The following is a 19,523-nucleotide window of genomic DNA, read 5'->3' on the forward strand; positions in this document are numbered from 1 at the left end:
CGCGGCGGGCACCGGGGCGGCCCGCCGTCAAGGCCGCCACCCCGCCGTCCTCCGTGTTGCCCGGATCACGTGCGGGCCGATAGAAACGAACGCATGACCTCCACCCCGGACACCCCCTTCCACGACCTCGACGCCTTCACCGCCCTGCCGCGCGTCGCCGGTCTCACCCTCAGCCCGGACGGCGCCCGCCTGGTGACCACCGTCGCCACCCGGGACGCGAAGGGCACCGGCTACGCCACCGCCCTCTGGGAGGTCGACCCCGCGGGCGAGCGCCCCGCCCACCGCCTGACCCGCTCCCGCGAGGGCGAGGCCGGCGCGCAGTTCGCCGCGGACGGCACCCTCTTCTTCACCTCCGCCCGTCCCGACCCCGCCGACGCCGAGGCCGAGAAGCGCAGCGCCCTGTGGGCCCTGCCGGCCCGGGGCGGCGAGGCGCGCGTGGTGCTCTCCCGCCCGGGCGGCGTCGCCGCGGTCACGTGCGCCTCCGCGGCGGACCGCGTGGTCGTCACGGCGGACCGGCTGCTCGGTGCGACCACCGAGGCCGAGCACGCGGCCCTCGCGCAGACCCGCAGGGACGCCGGCGTGGACGCCATCCTGCACACCGGCTACCCCATCCGCTTCTGGGACCACGACCTCGGCCCCGCCCGCCCCGAGCTCTTCGTCCTCGAGCCCGGCCCGGACCCGCAGGGCGAGCCCGCCACGGACGCCGACGCCGCCGAGCCCGGCCCCGCCGCCTCCGGCCTGGCTCCCGAGGCCGACGACGTGGCGCACCACCTGCGCCACGTCTCCGGATTCCCGCGCTCCCACGCGTTCGGGATCGGCGCGCAGGTGGCCCCGGACGGCTCGTTCCTGCTCACCACGGCCGCCACCGCCGAGGCTCGCGGCAACGTGCGCGAGGGCACGGTGGTGCGCGTGGACCTGGCCACGGGCGAGCACCGCGTCCTGCACGACGTCCCCGGTGAGGACGTGGCCGTCGGCCCCGTCAGCCATGACGGCACGCGCGCCGTCGTCGTCCGCACCCCCGACTCCACCCCGCATTCCGCCGTGCACCCGCGCCTGTACGTGATGGACACGGCCACGGGCCAGACCACGCCCCTGGCCCACGGCTGGGACCGCTGGGCCGACGTCGTCGCGTGGCTGCCGGACGACTCCGCGGTGATCGCGCTCGCGGACTCGGAGGGTCGCCGCCCGGTGTTCCGCATCGAGGTGGCCACCGGCGCCGTCGCGCAGGTGACCCGGGAGGACGAGGCGTGGACCGACGTCGTGCTCTCCCCGGACGGGGCCACGGCCTACGGCGTCCGCTCCTCCTACCTGTTCCCGCCGGAGGTGGCGCGGATCGACCTGGCCACGGGCGAGGCCACGCGCTTGCCGAACCCCGTGGAGCGCCCCGCGATCCCGGGCACCCTCGAGGACGTGGAGACCGTCGCCGAGGACGGCACGCGCGTGCGCGGCTGGCTCGTGCTCCCCGAGGGGGAGGCGCCGGCCGGCGGTCACCCGCTGTTGCTGTGGATCCACGGCGGGCCGCTGGGCTCGTGGAACGCGTGGAGCTGGCGCTGGACGCCGTGGGTCATGGCGGCGCGCGGCTACGCGGTGCTGCTGCCGGACCCGGCGCTGTCCACGGGCTACGGCCAGGACTTCATCGAACGCGGCTGGGGCCGCTGGGGTCAGGCGCCCTACACGGACCTGATGGCGCTCACGGACGCCGTCGTGGCGCGTGAGGACGTCGACGGCGACCGCACCGCCGCCATGGGCGGCTCGTTCGGCGGCTACATGGCGAACTGGGTGGCCGGGCACACCGATCGGTTCCGGTGCGTGGTCACGCACGCCTCGCTGTGGGCGCTGGACGGCTTCGGCCCGACGACGGACGCCGCGTTCTACTGGGCCCGCGAGATGGACGAGCAGATGCAGCAGGAGAACTCTCCGCACCGGTTCGTGGGCGAGATCGTCTCCCCGATGCTCGTCATCCACGGCGACAAGGATTACCGCGTGCCGATCGGCGAGGGGCTGCGCCTGTGGTCGGACCTGCTGGCGAAGTCCGGGCGGCCGGCCGCCGCGGACGGCACCACCGACCACCGGTTCCTCTACTTCCCGCACGAGAACCACTGGATCCTCGCCCCGCAGCACGCGAAGGTCTGGTACGAGGTCGTCCTCGGCTTCCTGGGCGAGCACGTCCTCGGCGACGGCGCCCCGACGGCCCCGGAGACGCTGGGACTGACGCGGCCGTCGTCGACGGCGGGCTGAGCCGCCGGGCCCGGCGCCGCGCATCGTGACGGGCGGCTGAACCTCTCCGATCAGCCGCCCGTCACCGGCTGTTCACCGGACGGGCCGTCTGTGGCCGGAGGGGGGCCACCCGGCCGACACGCGGATCTGGCCCACTGGAGCGGTCATCCCCCTCCCGGAAAGGACCGTTCCATGACCTCCGTCCGTCGTCACGCCACCCGCGGCCTCGTGGCCCTCGCCGCCGCCGTCGCCGTCAGCGCTCCGCTGGCCGCCCCGGCCGTCGCCGCCCCCGCCGCACCGACGACCCCGGCCGCCGCGCAGTCCGTCACGGGCAAGCCCGTGGTGCGCCCCGACGTCGTGGGTCACCGTGGCGCCTCCGGCTACCGCCCCGAGCACACCCTGGCCGCCTACGAGCTGGCCGCCGCCCAGGGCGCGGACGTGATCGAGCCGGACCTGGTCTCCACGAAGGACGGCGTGCTCGTGGTCCGCCACGAGAACCTGATCGACGGCACCACGGACGTCGCCCAGCGACCCGAGTTCGCGGACCGCAAGACCACCAAGGTCGTCGACGGCGTGGCCCTCACCGGCTGGTTCACCGAGGACTTCACCCTCGCCGAGCTCAAGACCCTGCGCGCCAAGGAGCGCCTGCCGCAGGCCCGCCCCGAGTCCGCGTCCTACGACGGCCGGTACCAGGTGCCCACCTTCGAGGAGGTGCTCGAGCTGCGGGAGCGCCTCTCTGCCCGGTACGGCCGCGAGATCGGCGTCATCCCCGAGATCAAGCACCCCACCTACTTCGACTCCATCGGCCTGTCCATGGAGGAGCGCGTCGTCGAGCTGCTCGACGAGCACGGCCTGAACAAGCGCAACGCCCCCGCCACAGTGCAGTCCTTCGAGCTCGCCAACCTGCGCGATCTCAACGAGAACCTCGGCCTCAAGGCCGAGACGGTGTTCCTCTCCAGCGTCACCGGCGCGCCCTATGACTCCGTGGCCGCCGGCGACGGGCTCCGCGACTACGACTTCTACGGGACCGCCGCGGGCATGCGCGAGGTCCGCGCGGCCGGCGTCGACACGCTCGGCCCGGCCTTCGCGCAGATCATCACCAAGGAGAAGGACGGCTCGATGGGCGAGGAGACCGCGTTCGTCTCCCTCGCCCACCGCGCGGGCCTCGAGGTGGTGCCGTACACCTTCCGCGCCGAGAACCAGTTCCTCTACACGGAGTTCCGCTCCTCCGCGGACCGGAACGCGCAGGGCGACATGGTCGGCATGATCCAGCCGTTCCTCGACGCCGGCATCGACGGCTTCTTCACCGACCACCCCGACCTCGGCGTGCAGGCCGTGGACACCTGGATGCAGGACAAGAAGGAGCACCCGGGCCGGGGCGTCGGCAAGACCGCCCAGCGGGGCCTGAAGGTGCGCTGACCCCGTCCCGACCGGAGACGATCCCGGCGGACCCGAGGTCTTCCGGCACGTCCGTCGCGGTGCTTACCTTGGCCCTCAGGACCGGTGGACCCGGTGACGTGGACGGCCAGAAGGGCTGGCCATGAGGGGCCGCCGACCCGGACGAAGGAAGGCACAGCATGACGACGAACACGCCGAAGAACGCCCACGGCTCCTCAGCCGAGGGCCGTGACGCCAAGGACCAGGCGAAGGACAAGGCCCAGCAGGCCGCGGGCGAGGCCCAGGGCCAGGCGAAGGCCGTGGCCCAGGACGCCAAGGACAAGGCCCAGGACCTCGCGGCCACCGCCAAGCACGAGGCCGGCCAGGTGAAGGACGAGGCCGCTGACCAGGTGCAGTCGCTGGTCGGCTCCGCCCAGGAGCAGGTCGGCGCGCAGGTGCAGACCCAGCAGGAGCGGTTCGCGGGCCAGGTGCGCAGCTACACCGACGACCTGCACCGCGTGGTCTCCGGTGAGCAGCCGCAGACCGACCTGGTGCGCCAGGGCGTCGCCTCGGTGGCGGACCGTGCCGAGGCCCTGACGCAGCGCCTGGAGACCGCTTCCCCGCAGGACCTGCTGCAGGACGTGCGCGGCTTCGCCGCTCGCCGTCCGGGCACGTTCCTGGCCCTCGCCCTGGGCGCCGGGCTGGTGGCCGGTCGACTGACGCGCGGCATCCGCGACGCCGCCCAGCCCGACTCCGCCGCCTCCACCTCGCCGCGCCGTCACACGACCCGTCCGGACGCGGTGCACGCGGACGTGACCCCGCACCACCTGGACTCGCAGGCCCCGGCCTACTCGAGCGATTCGCTCTCCCAGGCCGACGGCCGCGTCGCGGACGGCGCCGGGCCCCGCCGCGCGGCCGGCGTCGGGGACACCCCGTATGGCACGCAGGCGCCGGTCCAGCAGGGCCTGACCGCCGAGCGGCCGTTCGACCAGACCCGGCCCGGGGGTGACGCATGAGCACCGCCCACGAACCGTTCCGCGACGCGACGCCGCACTCCGGCGCGCACACCCCGCCGCCCACGCAGGCGGAGTTCCGTGCCGAGCACGAGAGCCTCGGCGAGATGTTCCAGAGCCTGTCGGCCAAGCTGTCGACGCTGGTCAGCCAGGAGATCGCCCTGGCCAAGGCCGAGGCCACCGAGTCCGCGAAGAAGGCCGGCAAGGGGGCAGGCCTGCTGGCCGGCGCCGCCGTCGGCGGCTTCTTCCTGCTGATGTTCCTGTCCCTGGCCCTGATGCACCTGCTCGACGTATTCCTGCCGATCGGCTGGGCCGCGTTGATCGTGGCCGTGCTGTGGGGCGTCGTCGCGGCCGTGCTGGCCGTACAGGGCAAGAAGGACATCGAGAAGATCAAGGGTCTGCCGCAGACCCAGGAGACGCTTCAGGAGATCCCCGAGACCCTGAACCCCGCGAAGGAGACGCGATGACCACGAGCAACAACCCCGACGAGATCCGCGCCGACATCGAGCGCACGCGCCGCGAGCTCGGCCAGGACGTGGACGCCCTCGCCGAGAAGGTGAGCCCCACGAAGGCCGTGTCCCGGCAGACCAACCGCATCAAGGACGGCTTCATCCACGCGAAGGAGAACATCATGGGCTCCCCGGAGCAGCACCGCCACGAGCCCTCGCTGGGCGATCGCGCCCACGCGGTGGTCGACGACGCCCGGGCCTCCGCGTATGACGCGGCCGGCCAGGCCCAGGACCGCCTGGGCGACGCCGGCGACCGGGTGTCCGAGTGGGCCGACGACGCCCAGCACGCCCTGCACCAGGCCCCGGCTCAGCTGCGCGGCCGCACCGCGGGCAACCCGTTGGCCGCCGGGCTGATCGCCTTCGGTGCCGGCCTGCTGCTCAGCTCGCTGATCCCCGCCTCACGCGCGGAGCAGCGCGCCGCGGAGGGCCTCAAGGACCAGGCCGCCCCGCTGGTGGACGAGGCCAAGCAGGCCGCCCAGCAGCTGCGCGAGGACCTCGAGCCCGCCGCCCGCGAGGCCGCCGGGAGCGTGAAGGAGTCGGCCGCCGAGGCCGCTTCCCACCTCAAGGAGCAGGGCACGGACACGGCGCAGGGCCTCAAGGCGGAGTCCCAGGACGCCGCCCGCCAGGTGAAGGACACCGCGAAGGACGCCTGAGCCCGACTCGAGCACGACGCCGGCCGGTCCCGTTGACGGGACCGGCCGGCGTCGCGCGTGGCGGGGCCGAATCCGGCCCGCGGCTCAGGCCTTGGACCAGATGCGCGTGGTGAGGCGGAAGTCCTCCCCGAGGCCCCGTGCCTAGACTCGGAGGGTGACCCCTCTCGACCGCGTCCCCGACCAGCGCCCCGTCCCCGCCGGCACCGGCCTGACCCTCGAGGACGCCCTCCCCGCTCCCGTGACGCCCGAGGCTGACGGCGTCTCCGCGCGCCCGCGTCTGGCCCGGACCGTCGCCGAGATGCGCTCCGCTCTCCGTGAGCTCGTCGCCCACGCCACGGACGACGGCGACGCCGAGCCCGTCACCGTCGGCCTGGTCCCCACGATGGGCGCCCTCCACGGCGGCCACGCGGCCCTGGTGCGGCGGGCCCGCGCCGAGAACGACGTCGTCGCGGTCAGCATCTTCGTGAACCCGCTCCAGTTCGGCGATCCGGCCGACCTGGAGCACTACCCGCGCACCCTGGACGCGGACCTGGACCTGCTGGCGGCGGCGGGCGCCGACGTGGTGTTCGCCCCGGACGTGCAGGAGATGTACCCGGGCTACCCGGACGCGCCGATCGTCACCGTCTCCGCCGGCCGCATGGGGGAGGTCCTCGAGGGCGCCTCCCGCCCGGGCCACTTCGACGGCGTGGCCACCGTCGTGGCGAAGCTGTGGAACATCGTGCGCCCGGCGGTGCCGGTCCTGCGCAGCTACTTCGGCCAGAAGGACGCGCAGCAGCTCACCGTCCTGCGCCGCCTGGCCACGGACCTGGACATCGACGTCGACGTCCGCGCCGTGCCCATCGTCCGCTCGCCCGAGGGCCTCGCGCTCTCCAGCCGCAACACCCGCCTGGACGCCGCGGGCCTGGAACACGCGCTCGTCCTCAGCCGCGCCCTGCGCTCCCTGGCCGACGCCGCGGCGGCCGGTGAGCCCGTCGACGTCCAGGCCGCTCGCCGGATGGTCGAGGACGAGCCGGGCGTCGAGCTGGACCACCTCGTGGTGGTGGACCGGGACACCTTCGCCGAGCTCGGTCCGGAGCTGCTGTGCCAGCCGCTGCGCCGCGAGGCCCTCGCCCTCGTGGCCGCGCACGTGCCGCCCGTCCGGTTGATCGACAACATGGTGCTGCCCGCCGCGGGGCCGCTGCCGTGACCCCGGAGCGTCTCGCCGCCGCCTTCGACGGCCCCTCGCCCGCGCTCGCCGCGACGCTGCTGGGGTGCCGGCTGACCGTCGTCGCCCCGGACGGCGCCGTCACCGTGCGGCTGACCGAGACCGAGGCGTACGGGAACGCGGGCGCGGACCCCGGCGCCCACTCGTTCCGCGGTCGCACCGAGCGCAATGCCGCGCTGTTCGGGCCGCCGCGGCGCACGTATGTGTACCTGAACTATGGCATCCACCGCTGCCTGAACCTGGTGGGCCACCCCGAGGGGGAGGCCGGCGGTGTGCTGCTGCGTGCGGCCGAGGTGCTCGCGGGAGGGGACCTCGCGGTGGCCCGCCGTGGCCGGGACACCGGCCTCAAGCTGCTCTCCGGCCCGGGGAACCTCGGCCAGGGCCTCGGCATCACCCTGGAGATGGGCCACGCGCCCGTGGAGATCGTCGCCGCGCCGCCGGAGGTGGCCGACGACGGCGGCACCCCGGCCCGCCTCGCCGCGCCGGCCGCGCCCGCCCGCTTCCTCCTGGCCCCGCCCGCGCCCCGCGATCCGGCCGAGCCGCCGATCGAGGTCGTGACGGGCCCGCGCGTCGGCGTCTCGGGGGAGGGCGGCTCCGTGCGCTTCCCGTGGCGGTTCAGCGTGGCCGGCCACCGCAGCGTGTCCGCGTTCCGGCGTGGGCGCAACGTGCCGGACTGAGCCCCAGACCTTGTCGGCCGCCCCGGCCCCGTGCCTAGGTTGATCCCATGACCGAGATGAACAAGACCGCCCACGGCGAGACCCAGCAGACCGTCACCCGGACCATCGACGCGTCCGCCAAGGACGTGTTCGACTTCCTGACCCTGCCCGCGAACCACGCGAAGTTCGACGGCTCGGGCATGGTGCAGTCGGACGACAAGACCCAGCGCATCCAGAAGGTCGGCGACGTGTTCACCATGAACATGCACGCGGAGCACATGGGTGGCGACTACCAGACGGACAACCACGTGGTCGCCTACGACCCGAACAAGCTGGTCGGCTGGAAGACCGCCCCCGCCGGCACCGAGCCCAAGGGCTGGCAGTGGGTCTACCGGCTCGAGGACAACGGCTCCGGCAGCACGGTCGTGTCCCTCACCTACGACTGGACCGCCGTGACCGACCCGGAGCTGCTGGCGAAGAACCTCTTCCCGATGGTGTCCGAGGAGCAGATGGAGGAGTCGCTCGCGAAGCTGGCCGCCGAGGTCGGCTGACCCCCGCCTCCCGACGGCGGCCTCCGGGCTGGCCGTCCCCTCGACGACGGGCACGCACCCGGCCAGGGTGCGGTGCCCGTCGTCGTGTCCGGTGTCACGGCTAGAGTGCCGTGCGAGACCGTCCACCCCCACGTCCAGGAGGATCCGCCGTGACCGCCACCGCCGAGCCCGAAGTCCCGTCGCCGCGCGAGGACCTGTACCGCCACGTCAACGCCGGGTGGCTGGACACCCACGAGATCCCCGCGGACCAGGGCGCCTACGGCGCGTTCCTCGAGCTGCGGGACGCGGCCGAGCTCGCCGTCCGGCACCTGTGCGAGGACGCCGTGCGCGAGGTCGGCACGGGCTTCGACCCCGCCCAGGCGCGCGTGCAGGCCACGGCCGCGGCCGGCGCGCACCGGGACGTCCCGCTCGCCCCGCTGGACGAGGAGGACGCGGAGGGCACGGAGCATCCGGAGCTCAAGCGCCGGATCGCCGCGCTGTACGCCTCGTTCATGGACGACGAGACCGTGGAGGCCCGCGGCCTCGAGCCGATCGCCTCGGACCTGGCGGCGGTGGCCACCGTGTCCACCCCCGCGGAGCTGCTCGCCCTGTCCGGGCGACTGCAGCGCCAGGGCGTCTCCGGCCTCATCAACACCGGCGCCCTCAACGACGCCGGGAACCCGGACCGCATGCTCCTGCACCTGCTCCAGGGCGGCCTGGGCCTGCCGGACGAGTCCTACTACCGGGACGAGGCCTACGCCGAGATCCTCGAGCAGTACACCGAGCACACCGGCCGTCTGCTGGCGCTGGCCGGGATCGGCGCGGACCGGGACGAGGCCGCCGCGCTGGGCGCCCGGGTGGTGGAGCTGGAGAAGCGCATCGCCGCCCTGCACTGGGACGTGGTCCGCACCCGGGACGCCGTGGCCCGCTACAACCCCATGACCCACGACCGGCTGACGGAGCTCTTCCCCCTGGCCGACGCCTGGCTCGAGGGCGTGGACGCCGCCGGCGAGCGCGCCGCGGAGGTCGTGGTGTGGCAGCCGGACTTCCTCTCCGGTGTGCAGGGGCTGCTCGAGGGACCCGAGGCCGCCGACCTCGAGGACTGGCGTCACTGGCTGATCCTGCAGGTGCTGCGCTCCTTCGCCGGCTTCCTGCCGGACGCGTTCGTGCAGGAGAACTTCTCCTTCTACGGCCGCCGCCTGGCCGGCACCGAGGAGGTCCGCCCCCGCTGGAAGCGCGCGGTCGCGTTCGTCAACGGGGCGGCCGGCGAGGACGTGGCGCAGCTCTACGTGGCCCGCCATTTCCCGCAGGGCCACGTGGCCGCGATGGACGAGCTCGTGGGCCTGCTCCAGGAGGCCTATCGCCGGTCCATCGAGGAGCTCGAGTGGATGGGCGAGGAGACCCGTCAGCGGGCGCTCGAGAAGCTGGCGATGTTCCGCCCCATGGTGGGCTACCCCTCGAAGTGGCTGGACTACTCCGCCCTCGAGGTCCACGCCGGCGACCTGCTGGGCAACGCCCGCTCCTCCTCGGAGCTCGAGTGGGAGCGGGACCTGCGCAAGATCGCGGACGGGCCGGACCCGGAGGAGTGGCACATCACGCCGCAGACGGTGAACGCGTACTACTCCCCGCTCGAGAACGCCATCGTCTTCCCGGCCGCCATCCTGCAGCCCCCGTTCTTCGACCCCGAGGCCTCGATGGCCGCGAACCTGGGGGCGATCGGCGCCGTGATCGGCCATGAGATCGGCCACGGCTTCGACGACCAGGGTTCGCGGTACGACGGCGCCGGCCGGCTCGAGGACTGGTGGACCGAGGAGGACCGCGCGGCGTTCGCCGAGCGCACCTCCCGGCTGGTGGCCCAGTACAACGCGCTCTCCCCGGCCGAGGCCCCGGACCACCGCGTCAACGGCGAGTTCACCCTGGGGGAGAACATCGGCGACCTCGGCGGCCTGGGCATCGCCCACCGCGCCTTGGAGATCTGGCGGGACGAGGGCGACGGCGCCTCCCTCGACGCCGCGGCGGGGGACCGCGAGTTCTTCACCGCCTGGGCCACCGTGTGGCGTCAGCTCACGCGACCGGAGGCCATGGTCACCCGCATCGCCTCGGACCCGCACTCGCCCAACGAGTTCCGCTGCAACCAGGTGGTCAAGAACATCGACGCCTTCCACGAGGCGTTCGGCACGCGCGAGGGGGATCCCATGTGGCTGGCCCCGGAGGAGCGCGTCACCATCTGGTGATCCCGCCCGCCGGCCGGGCCCGCGGGTCCGGCCGGCGGCTCACTCGGACTCGGCGGGGTCCTGCATCCGGGTCTGACGCTCGGCGGCCAGCCGGTCCAGCAGGCGCGTCAGCGTCCGGATGTCCTCGCGGTCCCAGCGCGCCAGGTCGTCGCGCAGCCCGCGACCCGCCGGGCCGCCGCGCACCGCGTCGAGGCGGGCGAGCCCCTCGGGGCTGGCGCTCAGGAGGGCGGAGCGGCGGTCCCGCGGGTCCGGCTCTCGGGTGATCAGCCCGGCGGCCTCGAGGTCGCGGACCATGCGGGAGACCTGGGCGCGGTCCACCAGCAGGCCCTCGGCCACGGCCGAGGGCGTCATGGTCCCCTCGTTGGCCAGCATCATGAACGCCTTCATCGCCCCGACGGACAGGGCCGGGCTGAGGGCCGCCGCGTAGCGGACCATCACCTGGCGGTGCTGCAGGACCAGACGCGAGAACGCCTGCTCGAGCCCCTGGACGGCGGCCTCGAAGCCCGCGTCGTCGCCGCCTCTGCCCGGGTCCGGGGCGCCGTCAGCCACGGCGGGCCCGGACCAGCGCGGTGACGACGGCCGCCAGCAGGGCCGTCCCCGCCACGGCCAGCGCCGCGGGGACGACGGGCCGGCCGGCCACCGGCGACGCCGTCGCCGGGCGCTCGGCCGCCACCGCCCGGGACTCCTCCGGGTCCTCGGCGGGATGCTGCCCCTGCGCCGCGGTCACCACGGGGATCGGACCGGTCGCGGGCAGCGTCTGCATGGCCTCGGCCGTGGAGTGGGTGGCCAGGTCGGCGCGGGTGGCGTGGAGGCGCTCGGAGGTGGTCATGCGACCCAGCGGGATGTTCGGCAGGAACAGGATCGCGATCAGCGCGACGATTGCGAGGGGCACGCCCACGAGGAACGCGTGGGAGATGCCGGTGGCGTAGACGTCCTCGAAGATCGAGCGCAGGCCGTCGGGCATCTCTGCCACGCGTGGCAGGGTGCTGGACTGCAGGCTCTCGGACCACTCGGCGGCGTCCGGGCCCAGGCTGCGCAGGGCCGCGGCGAGGTCCGCGCGGCGCTCCTCGATGCGGTCCGGGACCACGTTGGAGACCACGGCGCCCATCACGGCGACACCGATGCTGCCGCCCAGGGTGCGGAAGAAGGTGACGCCGGAGCTGGCGACGCCCATCTGCCGCGGGTCGGTGGTGTTCTGCACCACGAGCACGAGGTTCTGCATGGTCATGCCGACGCCGGCGCCGAGCAGGAACATGTAGAGGGACACCAGCCAGAAGGAGGTGTCGTAGTGCAGGGTGCCGAGCAGGGCGGTGCCGGCGATCAGCAGGACGGCGCCGATCACGAGCCAGCGCTTCCACACGCCGGTGCGGGTGATGAGGCCGCCGATCACCGTGGAGGACACGAGCAGGCCGAGGATCATCGGGATGGTCATGAGGCCGGCCTGGGTCGGCGTCGCGCCGCGGGCCAGCTGCATGTACTGGGCCAGGTAGACGGAGGAGCCGAACATGGCCAGGCCCGTGGCGATCGAGGCGATCGTCGCGAGGGTGAAGGTGCGGTCGCGGAAGAGGGTGAGCGGGATGAGCGGCTCGGCGACGCGCAGCTCGGTCACGACGAACAGGACGGTGGCGACGGCGGCGCCGCCGAGCATCCACGCGGTGGTGGTGCTGGCCCAGTCGAAGTCGCGACCGGCGCTGGTGACCCAGATCAGCAGCAGCGCGGTGGCCGCGGTCAGGAACACGATGCCGAGGTAGTCGATGGACACCTTCTGGCGCTCGCGGTGCGGGAGGTGGAGGGTGCGCTGCACCATCACCAGGGCGACGACGGCGAAGGGCACCGCCACGAAGAAGTTCCAGCGCCAGCCCCACAGGTCGGTGATCACGCCGCCGGCGAGCGGGCCGCCCACCGTGGCCACGGCCATCACGGCGCCGAACAGGCCCATGTAGCGGCCGCGCTCACGCGGGCTGATGATGTCCGCCATGATCACCTGGCTGAGCGCGACGAGGCCGCCGCCGCCCAGGCCCTGCACGGTGCGGCAGACGATCAGGAAGGTCGGATCGTGGGTGAACCCGGCCGCCGCGGAGGCGGCGACGAAGATCGCCAGGGCGACCTGGAAGAGGACCTTGCGGTTGACGAGGTCGGCCAGCTTGCCCCAGATCGGGGTCGCGATGGCCGTGGCGAGCAGGGCCGAGGTGATGACCCAGGTGTAGGCGGTCTGGTCGCCGCCGATGTCGTGGATGATCACCGGCATCGAGGTCGAGACCACCGTGTTGGCGATCATCGAGACGAACATGCCCAGCAGGAGGCCGGTCAGGGCCTGGAGCACGGAGCGGTGGCGCGCGGCGTCGGCGGCGGCGCGCCCGAGCGAGGGGGCGCCGGCCGGCGCGACGGCCTCGGGGGCGGGGGAGGTTGGGGTCATGGGGTCCTTCGGCGGGAGGGGCGGCGCGGTGATTGACATGAGTCAATGATTGACGAGAGTCAATCATAAGGGGCGTCGCCCCGGGCTGCACCCGCCATCCGCGGTTAGCCTGGTCACGCCGGACGACGCCCCGTCCTCCCCGGCCCGATCCGAGAGTGAGGCCCTGCCGTGACCCCCCGTTTCCTGCTCATGACCCGCCTCCCCGAGCCCGGGCTCGGGATGCTGCGCGCGGCCGGAGAGGTGGTGGACGGCGCCGACGTCGGAGGGGACGCCGCGCTCGCGCGGCTGGTGGCCTCGGGGGACTACGACGTCGTCGTCGCGGCCCTGGACCAGAAGTTCACCGCCGACGTGCTCGCCGACGCGCGGATCAGGGGCATCGCCAACTACGCGGTCGGCTACAACAACGTGGACGTGGCCGCCGCGACGCGGCGGGGGATCGCCGTCGGCAACACCCCGGACGTGCTCACGGACGCCACCGCGGACATCGCGATGCTCCTGATCCTCGGTGTGACCCGCCGCGCCCCCGAGGGTGAGCGGATGGTGCGCGAGGGGCGGTTCCACGGCTGGGCGCCGGACCTGCTCGTGGGCCGGGACGTGCGCGGCGCGACCCTGGGCCTGGCCGGTTTCGGGCGGATCGGCAAGGCGGTGGCCGAGCGTGCGCTCGCCTTCGGCATGGACGTCGTGTTCGCGCCGCGGCCGCCCGCGCACCGGGAGGTCGCGGCCGCGGAGCTCGGCGACCTCGCCGGCCGCGTCCGTCAGGTCCGCTGGGAGGAGCTCGTCGAGGCCGCGGACGTCCTGTCCCTCCACGTGCCCCTGACGGACGACACCCATCACCTCGTGGATGCGGACGTGATCGCGAAGATGAAGGACGACGCCGTCCTCGTCAACACGGCCCGGGGGCCCGTGGTGGACGAGGCGGCCCTCGTCACCGCCCTGCGCGAGGGGCGGCTCTTCGGCGCCGGTCTGGACGTCTACGAGGACGAGCCCGCCCTCGCCCCGGGCCTGGCCGAGCTGGAGAACGTGATGCTCCTGCCGCATCTGGGCTCCGCCACCCGGGACACCCGCGCCGCGATGGCCGAGCTGGCCGCGCGCAACGCGATCGCCATGGCCACGGGCGCGGAGGTCCCGGCCCTCGTCAACCCCGAGGTGCGCGGCTGACCGGCGGGGCGCCGTCGGTAGACTCGGGGACCGTGACCACCCAGAACTCCGCCTCCGCCGCCGTCGACCACCACGATCAGCAGGCCGTCCGCGCCGCCAAGCGTGAGCAGCTGCTCGCCTCGGGCCGCGAGGCCTACCCCGTGCAGGTGCCGCGCACCCACGCGCTGGCCGAGGTGCGTGAGCGGTTCGACGGCCACGAGCCTGACTGGGCCTCGGGCGAGACCGTGTCGGTGACCGGGCGCGTCGTCTTCCTCCGCAACACCGGCAAGCTCTGCTTCGCCACCCTGCAGGAGTCCGGCGCGGACGGGGAGGCCGTCCGCCTCCAGGTCATGGTGTCCCTGGCCGCCGTCGGTGAGGAGTCCCTGGCCGACTGGAAGAAGGTCGTGGACCTGGGCGACTTCCTCTCCGTCACCGGCGAGGTGATCGTCTCGCGCCGCGGCGAGCTGTCCATCATGGCCTCGGCATGGGAGATGGCCTCCAAGGCGCTGCGCCCCCTGCCCGTGCTGCACGCGGACCTGAACGAGGAGACCCGCGTCCGCCAGCGCTACGCGGACCTGATCGTGCGCGAGGAGGCCCGCCGCATGGTCTACACCCGCGCCAAGGTCACCTCGGCGGTGCGGCGCACCCTCGAGGGCCACGGCTACGTGGAGGTGGAGACCCCGATGCTCCAGCTCGTCCACGGCGGCGCCCTCGCGCGTCCCTTCGAGACGCACCTCAACGCGTTCGACCAGCCGATGACCCTGCGCATCGCCACCGAGCTGTACCTCAAGCGCGCCGTCGTCGGCGGCATCGACCGCGTGTTCGAGATCGGCCGCGTGTTCCGCAACGAGGGCGTGGACTCGACCCACTCGCCCGAGTTCACCACCCTCGAGTCCTATGAGGCGTGGGCGGACATGCACGTCATGGCCGAGCGCATGCAGGAGATCATCCTCAACGCCGCGGACGCGGTGGGCGCCGGGCGTCGGCTCGAGACCGCGAAGGGCGTCATCGACCTCGACGGCGAGTGGGCCTGGGTCGCCGTGTACCCGGGGCTGTCCGAGGCCGTGGGCCGCGAGATCACCCCGGAGACGGACGCCGAGACGCTGCGGGCGATCGCCGCGGAGCACGAGGTCAAGGTGGACCCCGCGTGGGACGCGGAGAAGCTCGTGATCGAGCTGTTCGGCGAGATCGTGGAGCCCACCCTGATGAACCCCACGTTCGTGTACGACTACCCGCCGGCCGCCCAGCCGCTCGCGCGCCCGCACCGCTCGGACGACCGGGTCATCGAGGCCTGGGACCTGATCATCGGCGGCATGGAGCGCGGCACCGCGTTCTCCGAGCTGATCGACCCCGTCATCCAGCGCGAGCGCCTGACCGCCCAGTCGGCGATGGCGGCCGCCGGCGACGACGAGGCGATGCAGCTGGACGAGGACTTCCTGCGCGCCCTCGAGTACGGCGCCCCGCCCATGGGCGGCATCGGCCTGGGCATCGACCGCCTGGTGATGCTGTTCACGGACGCCGGCATCCGCGAGACCATCCTCTTCCCGCTGCTCAAGCCGGAGGCCTGACATGGCCGACTTCTGGGACTACTTCTCCGTCCTCGCCCCCTCGATCGGCCTCGGGCTCATCTTCTGGCTGGTGATGCGCTCCCTGCTGCGTTCGGACACGGGCGAGCGCGAGAGTCAGGCCCGCCGGCTCTCGGGCGCGGACGCGCGGGCGGCCCGCGAGGAGGCCGAGGCCCGTGAGTGGGCGGCCCGACGCCGAGCCGAGGGAGGGCCGGGGGCTGATCCGGAGGACCGCGCCCGGTGAGATTCCTTCCCCGGCGTTGAAGAATCCTTCTGCCCGGCTTTGTTGCGGTATTCTTGAATCACCACAAGTGCACGGCCGGAATCGTGAGCACGCGGGAAAGAACCCCGAGAGCGAAGACCGGAACCCAGGGACACGCGCACGAGAGAAGAAAGTGGGAATCACCGTTGGCACAGAAGGTAGAAGTGGTCCTCGTGGATGATCTTGACGGTTCGCCTGCAGATGAGACCGTGAACTTCGCATTGGACGGTCGCAATTACGAGATCGACCTGTCGAAGGAGCACGCTGCGGAACTCCGTGAGTTCCTGAAGCCCTACATGAAGAAGGGCCGCGCCGTGGCGCCGCCGTCGCCCAAGGTCGAGGCCGCCCAGATCCGCAAGTGGGCGGCCGAGAACGGCTACGAGGTCTCGAGCCGGGGCCGTCTGCACCGCGACGTGGTGGAGGCCTACCGCAACGCGAAGCGCAAGTGAGCGCCCCGCCCGGGTGCGTCGAGGGATCGGCGTCCCCGGGCCTCGTTCCGGCACCTCCCGACGACGGCCGGGCCGCTTCTCCCGCTGGCGAACAGTCGCGCGGCACGCGGCCCGGGTGCGTAGTCTCGACCACGACCGTACGCAAGGAGTGTGCCCATGTTCGAGAGATTCACCGACCGCGCCCGGCGGGTGGTCGTGCTCGCCCAGGAAGAGGCGCGCATGCTCAACCACAGCTACATCGGTACCGAGCACATCCTGCTCGGTCTGATCCACGAGGGTGAGGGCGTCGCAGCCAAGGCACTGGAGTCCATGGACATCTCCCTGGGCGCCGTGCGAGAGAAGGTGCAGGAGGACATCGGCCAGGGTCAGCAGAACCCGCCCGGCCACATCCCCTTCACGCCGCGCGCCAAGAAGGTGCTCGAGCTGTCCCTGCGCGAGGCGCTGCAGCTCGGCCACAACTACATCGGCACCGAGCACATCCTGCTCGGCCTGATCCGCGAGGGTGAGGGCGTGGCCGCCCAGGTCCTCGTGCAGCTCGGCGCGGACCTGAACCGCGTCCGTCAGACGGTCATCCAGCTGCTCTCCGGCTACCAGGGCGGTGCCCAGGGCGGCAAGGAGACCGCCGGCGCCGGGGTGGGCCAGGGTGGCGAGGCCGGCCAGAACGCCGGCTCCGTGGTGCTGGACCAGTTCGGACGCAACCTCACCGCGGCCGCGCACGACGGCAAGCTGGATCCCGTCATCGGGCGTGCGGGCGAGATGGAGCGCGTCATGCAGGTGCTCTCCCGCCGCACCAAGAACAACCCCGTGCTCATCGGCGAGCCCGGCGTCGGCAAGACCGCCGTCGTCGAGGGCCTGGCCCAGGCGATCGACCGCGGCGACGTCCCGGAGACGCTCAGGGACAAGCAGCTCTACTCGCTGGACCTCGGCTCCCTCGTGGCCGGCTCCCGCTACCGCGGCGACTTCGAGGAGCGCCTGAAGAAGGTGCTCAAGGAGATCCGCACGCGCGGGGACATCATCCTGTTCATCGACGAGATCCACACCCTCGTCGGGGCGGGTGCGGCCGAGGGCGCGATCGACGCCGCCAGCATCCTCAAGCCGATGCTGGCCCGCGGTGAGCTGCAGACCATCGGCGCCACCACGCTGGACGAGTACCGCAAGCACATCGAGAAGGACGCCGCGCTCGAGCGCCGCTTCCAGCCGATCCAGGTCGCCGAGCCGTCCGTCGAGGACGCCACGGAGATCCTGCGCGGCCTGCGGGACCGCTACGAGGCGCACCACAAGGTCTCCATCACCGACGGCGCGCTCAAGGCCGCCGCCGGCCTGGCGGACCGCTACGTCTCCGACCGGCACCTGCCGGACAAGGCCATCGACCTGATCGACGAGGCCGGCGCGCGTCTGCGCATCCGTCGCATGACCGTGCCGCCGGAGATCAAGGCCTACGAGTCCCGGATCGCGGAGGTGCGCACCCAGAAGGAGGCCGCCATCGACGGCCAGGACTTCGAGGGCGCCGCCCGCCTGCGGGACCAGGAGCAGCAGCTCGGGGACGAGCGCCGCGAGAAGGAGCAGGCGTGGCGCACCGGCGCGGACGCCGACGTCGCCACGGTGGACGAGGACCTCATCGCCGAGGTGCTCTCCAAGTCCACCGGCATCCCGGTGTTCAAGCTCACCGAGGAGGAGACGGACCGCCTGCGCAACATGGAGGACGAGCTCCACCGCCGCGTGATCGGCCAGGACGAGGCCATCAAGTCCCTGTCCCGCGCCATCCGCCGCACCCGCGCGGGCCTGAAGGACCCGAACCGCCCCTCGGGGTCGTTCATCTTCGCCGGCCCCACCGGCGTCGGCAAGACGGAGCTGGCCAAGTCCCTCGCGGAGTTCCTCTTCGGGGACGAGGACGCGCTCATCACGCTCGACATGTCCGAGTTCCAGGAGAAGCACACCGTCTCGCGTCTGTTCGGCGCCCCTCCCGGCTACGTGGGCTACGAGGAGGGCGGCCAGCTCACCGAGAAGGTCCGCCGCCGTCCGTTCTCCGTGGTGCTGTTCGACGAGGTGGAGAAGGCCCATCAGGACCTCTTCAACTCCCTGCTGCAGATCCTCGAGGACGGTCGCCTGACCGACTCGCAGGGCCGCGTGGTGGACTTCAAGAACACCGTGATCATCATGACCACGAACCTCGGCACCCGGGACATCTCCAAGGGCGTCATGACCGGCTTCCAGTCGGCCACGGACACCACCACCGGGTACGAGCGGATGAAGGGCAAGGTCAAGGAGGAGCTGCGCCAGCACTTCCGCCCCGAGTTCCTCAACCGTGTGGACGACGTGATCGTGTTCCCGCAGCTGCAGAAGCACGAGATCGTGGAGATCGTGGACCTGTTCGTCTCCCGCCTCGGCAAGCGCCTGGCGGAGCAGGACCTGTCCATCGAGCTCACCCAGTCCGCCAAGGATCTGCTCGCGGACCGCGGCTACGATCCGGCCATGGGCGCCCGCCCGCTGCGCCGCACCATCCAGCAGATGGTGGAGGACCAGCTCTCGGAGAAGATCCTCTTCGGCGAGATCCCGGCCGGCTCCCTCATCACCGTGGACGCCACGGGCGAGGGGGAGGGCGCCGAGCTGACGTTCACGTTCTCCGGCGGCCGGGAGGCCCTGGAGGGCGCGGACCTGGCCGAGCTCGAGCCCGGTGCCGGCGATCCGGTGGACGCCGACCGCTCCGCGTGACCCGCGGGGCCTGACCCACGACGCCGGACCGCGCGTCCGGTGCCCACGGCCCGCCGCCTCCTCCCCTCGGGGAGGAGGCGGCGGGCCGTCGTCGTGCCCCCGCGGGACGCCGGGGCCGAGGTCCGCGACACCGCCGTAGGCATCAAGGACGGCCTCTCGAAGGACCGCTGAACCGGACCGCCTCCCCGGAGGCACGAGAGGGGTTCCCTCGCGGCGGGATCGGTGCCAGCGTGGTCTGTGACCGCTCGACGGTGGTCCTGTCTCCGCTTCGACCCGGCGCTCGCCGGGACGGCCGCGGAGCAGCCCCGAGAAGAAGGAGGCCGCCCATGGGTATCGGTGACCTGAACAACCTCGCAAACCAGCACTCGGACAAGATCGACGAGGCCGTGGACAACGCTCAGGAGCAGCACGGTGACAAGCTCGGCGAGCACGCCGACACCGTGAACAAGGGTGTCGACGGCGCGCAGGAGAAGTTCCTGTCCGGGGACGAGGGCGAGCAGCAGGCCTGAGCCTGCCGTCGACGCCGCGGGAGCCCCCGCCCGGTCCGCCGGGACGGGGGCTCCCGTCTCTCCGGGGTCGGGATGTCCGT

The 19,523-nt window shown here is 72.9% G+C and carries 17 protein-coding genes; 15 read left to right on the plus strand and 2 right to left on the minus strand.

Annotated features, from left to right (window positions below; genetic code table 11):
* The first annotated feature begins 93 nt into the window (after positions 1-93).
* The 9 genes from AC0VX0_RS00430 (at position 94) to AC0VX0_RS00470 (ending at position 10,393) form a co-directional block, all read left to right on the plus strand.
* Entirely contained in the window at positions 94-2,238 is a 2,145-nt protein-coding gene (locus AC0VX0_RS00430) for an alpha/beta fold hydrolase (RefSeq protein ID WP_290151080.1), read from the plus strand.
* A gap of 171 nt (positions 2,239-2,409) precedes the next feature.
* Positions 2,410-3,636: a glycerophosphodiester phosphodiesterase gene (locus AC0VX0_RS00435; protein ID WP_144860635.1), complete on the plus strand. Its 1,227-nt coding sequence runs from the start codon at positions 2,410-2,412 to the stop codon at positions 3,634-3,636.
* 158 nt (positions 3,637-3,794) lie between these two features.
* Positions 3,795-4,610, plus strand: a complete 816-nt coding sequence (locus AC0VX0_RS00440; RefSeq protein WP_036380841.1) for a hypothetical protein — start codon at positions 3,795-3,797, stop codon at positions 4,608-4,610.
* On the plus strand, positions 4,607-5,074 hold the full coding sequence (locus tag AC0VX0_RS00445) for a phage holin family protein (RefSeq protein WP_036314802.1): 468 nt from the start codon (positions 4,607-4,609) through the stop codon (positions 5,072-5,074). The genes AC0VX0_RS00440 and AC0VX0_RS00445 overlap by 4 nt, the downstream gene beginning before the upstream one ends.
* A complete protein-coding gene (locus AC0VX0_RS00450) occupies positions 5,071-5,769 on the plus strand; it encodes a DUF3618 domain-containing protein (RefSeq protein WP_036380847.1) in 699 nt (232 codons plus the stop codon). The genes AC0VX0_RS00445 and AC0VX0_RS00450 overlap by 4 nt, the downstream gene beginning before the upstream one ends.
* 154 nt (positions 5,770-5,923) lie before the next feature.
* Positions 5,924-6,955 carry a pantoate--beta-alanine ligase gene (gene panC, locus AC0VX0_RS00455; protein WP_135019701.1) on the plus strand — a complete coding sequence of 344 codons (1,032 nt, stop codon included), beginning with the start codon at positions 5,924-5,926 and terminating at the stop codon, positions 6,953-6,955.
* Positions 6,952-7,650 (plus strand): DNA-3-methyladenine glycosylase, encoded by a 699-nt coding sequence (locus AC0VX0_RS00460; RefSeq protein ID WP_036314811.1) that lies wholly within the window; start codon positions 6,952-6,954, stop codon positions 7,648-7,650. Before panC ends, AC0VX0_RS00460 begins: the two co-directional genes overlap by 4 nt.
* A 47-nt stretch (positions 7,651-7,697) precedes the next feature.
* On the plus strand, positions 7,698-8,180 hold the full coding sequence (locus AC0VX0_RS00465) for an SRPBCC family protein (RefSeq protein WP_036380856.1): 483 nt from the start codon (positions 7,698-7,700) through the stop codon (positions 8,178-8,180).
* A gap of 149 nt (positions 8,181-8,329) precedes the next feature.
* Complete coding sequence (locus AC0VX0_RS00470; protein WP_144819850.1) at positions 8,330-10,393, plus strand: M13 family metallopeptidase; 2,064 nt, start codon at positions 8,330-8,332, stop codon at positions 10,391-10,393.
* 39 nt (positions 10,394-10,432) lie between these two features.
* Here the strand turns inward: AC0VX0_RS00470 and AC0VX0_RS00475 are convergent, their stop codons facing one another.
* Positions 10,433-10,942: a MarR family winged helix-turn-helix transcriptional regulator gene (locus AC0VX0_RS00475; protein ID WP_036314817.1), complete on the minus strand. Its 510-nt coding sequence runs from the start codon at positions 10,940-10,942 to the stop codon at positions 10,433-10,435.
* Entirely contained in the window at positions 10,935-12,809 is a 1,875-nt protein-coding gene (locus tag AC0VX0_RS00480; RefSeq protein WP_355504069.1) for an MDR family MFS transporter, read from the minus strand. Before AC0VX0_RS00480 ends, AC0VX0_RS00475 begins: the two co-directional genes overlap by 8 nt.
* Before the next feature lie 168 nt (positions 12,810-12,977).
* On the opposite strand from AC0VX0_RS00480, the gene AC0VX0_RS00485 reads away from it, so the two are divergent.
* The 6 genes from AC0VX0_RS00485 to AC0VX0_RS00510 all read left to right on the plus strand — a co-directional run bounded on the left by AC0VX0_RS00485 (position 12,978) and on the right by AC0VX0_RS00510 (position 19,443).
* Positions 12,978-13,967 carry a 2-hydroxyacid dehydrogenase gene (locus AC0VX0_RS00485; protein WP_135019548.1) on the plus strand — a complete coding sequence of 330 codons (990 nt, stop codon included), beginning with the start codon at positions 12,978-12,980 and terminating at the stop codon, positions 13,965-13,967.
* Between the two features lie 32 nt (positions 13,968-13,999).
* Complete coding sequence (gene lysS / locus AC0VX0_RS00490; protein ID WP_044658626.1) at positions 14,000-15,514, plus strand: lysine--tRNA ligase; 1,515 nt, start codon at positions 14,000-14,002, stop codon at positions 15,512-15,514.
* 1 nt (position 15,515) lies between these two features.
* Positions 15,516-15,755, plus strand: a complete 240-nt coding sequence (locus AC0VX0_RS00495; RefSeq protein ID WP_036384193.1) for a hypothetical protein — start codon at positions 15,516-15,518, stop codon at positions 15,753-15,755.
* Between the two features lie 164 nt (positions 15,756-15,919).
* A complete protein-coding gene (locus AC0VX0_RS00500; RefSeq protein WP_036314827.1) occupies positions 15,920-16,222 on the plus strand; it encodes a histone-like nucleoid-structuring protein Lsr2 in 303 nt (100 codons plus the stop codon).
* 156 nt (positions 16,223-16,378) lie between these two features.
* The gene (locus AC0VX0_RS00505) at positions 16,379-18,934 is read left to right on the plus strand and encodes an ATP-dependent Clp protease ATP-binding subunit (protein ID WP_102708231.1); all 2,556 of its coding nucleotides are present in this window, start codon (positions 16,379-16,381) and stop codon (positions 18,932-18,934) included.
* Positions 18,935-19,260: 326 nt separating this feature from the next.
* Entirely contained in the window at positions 19,261-19,443 is a 183-nt protein-coding gene (locus AC0VX0_RS00510) for an Rv0909 family putative TA system antitoxin (RefSeq protein WP_036339128.1), read from the plus strand.
* The last annotated feature ends 80 nt before the right edge of the window (positions 19,444-19,523 follow it).

The organism is Micrococcus sp. iso_26 (assembly GCF_056172975.1).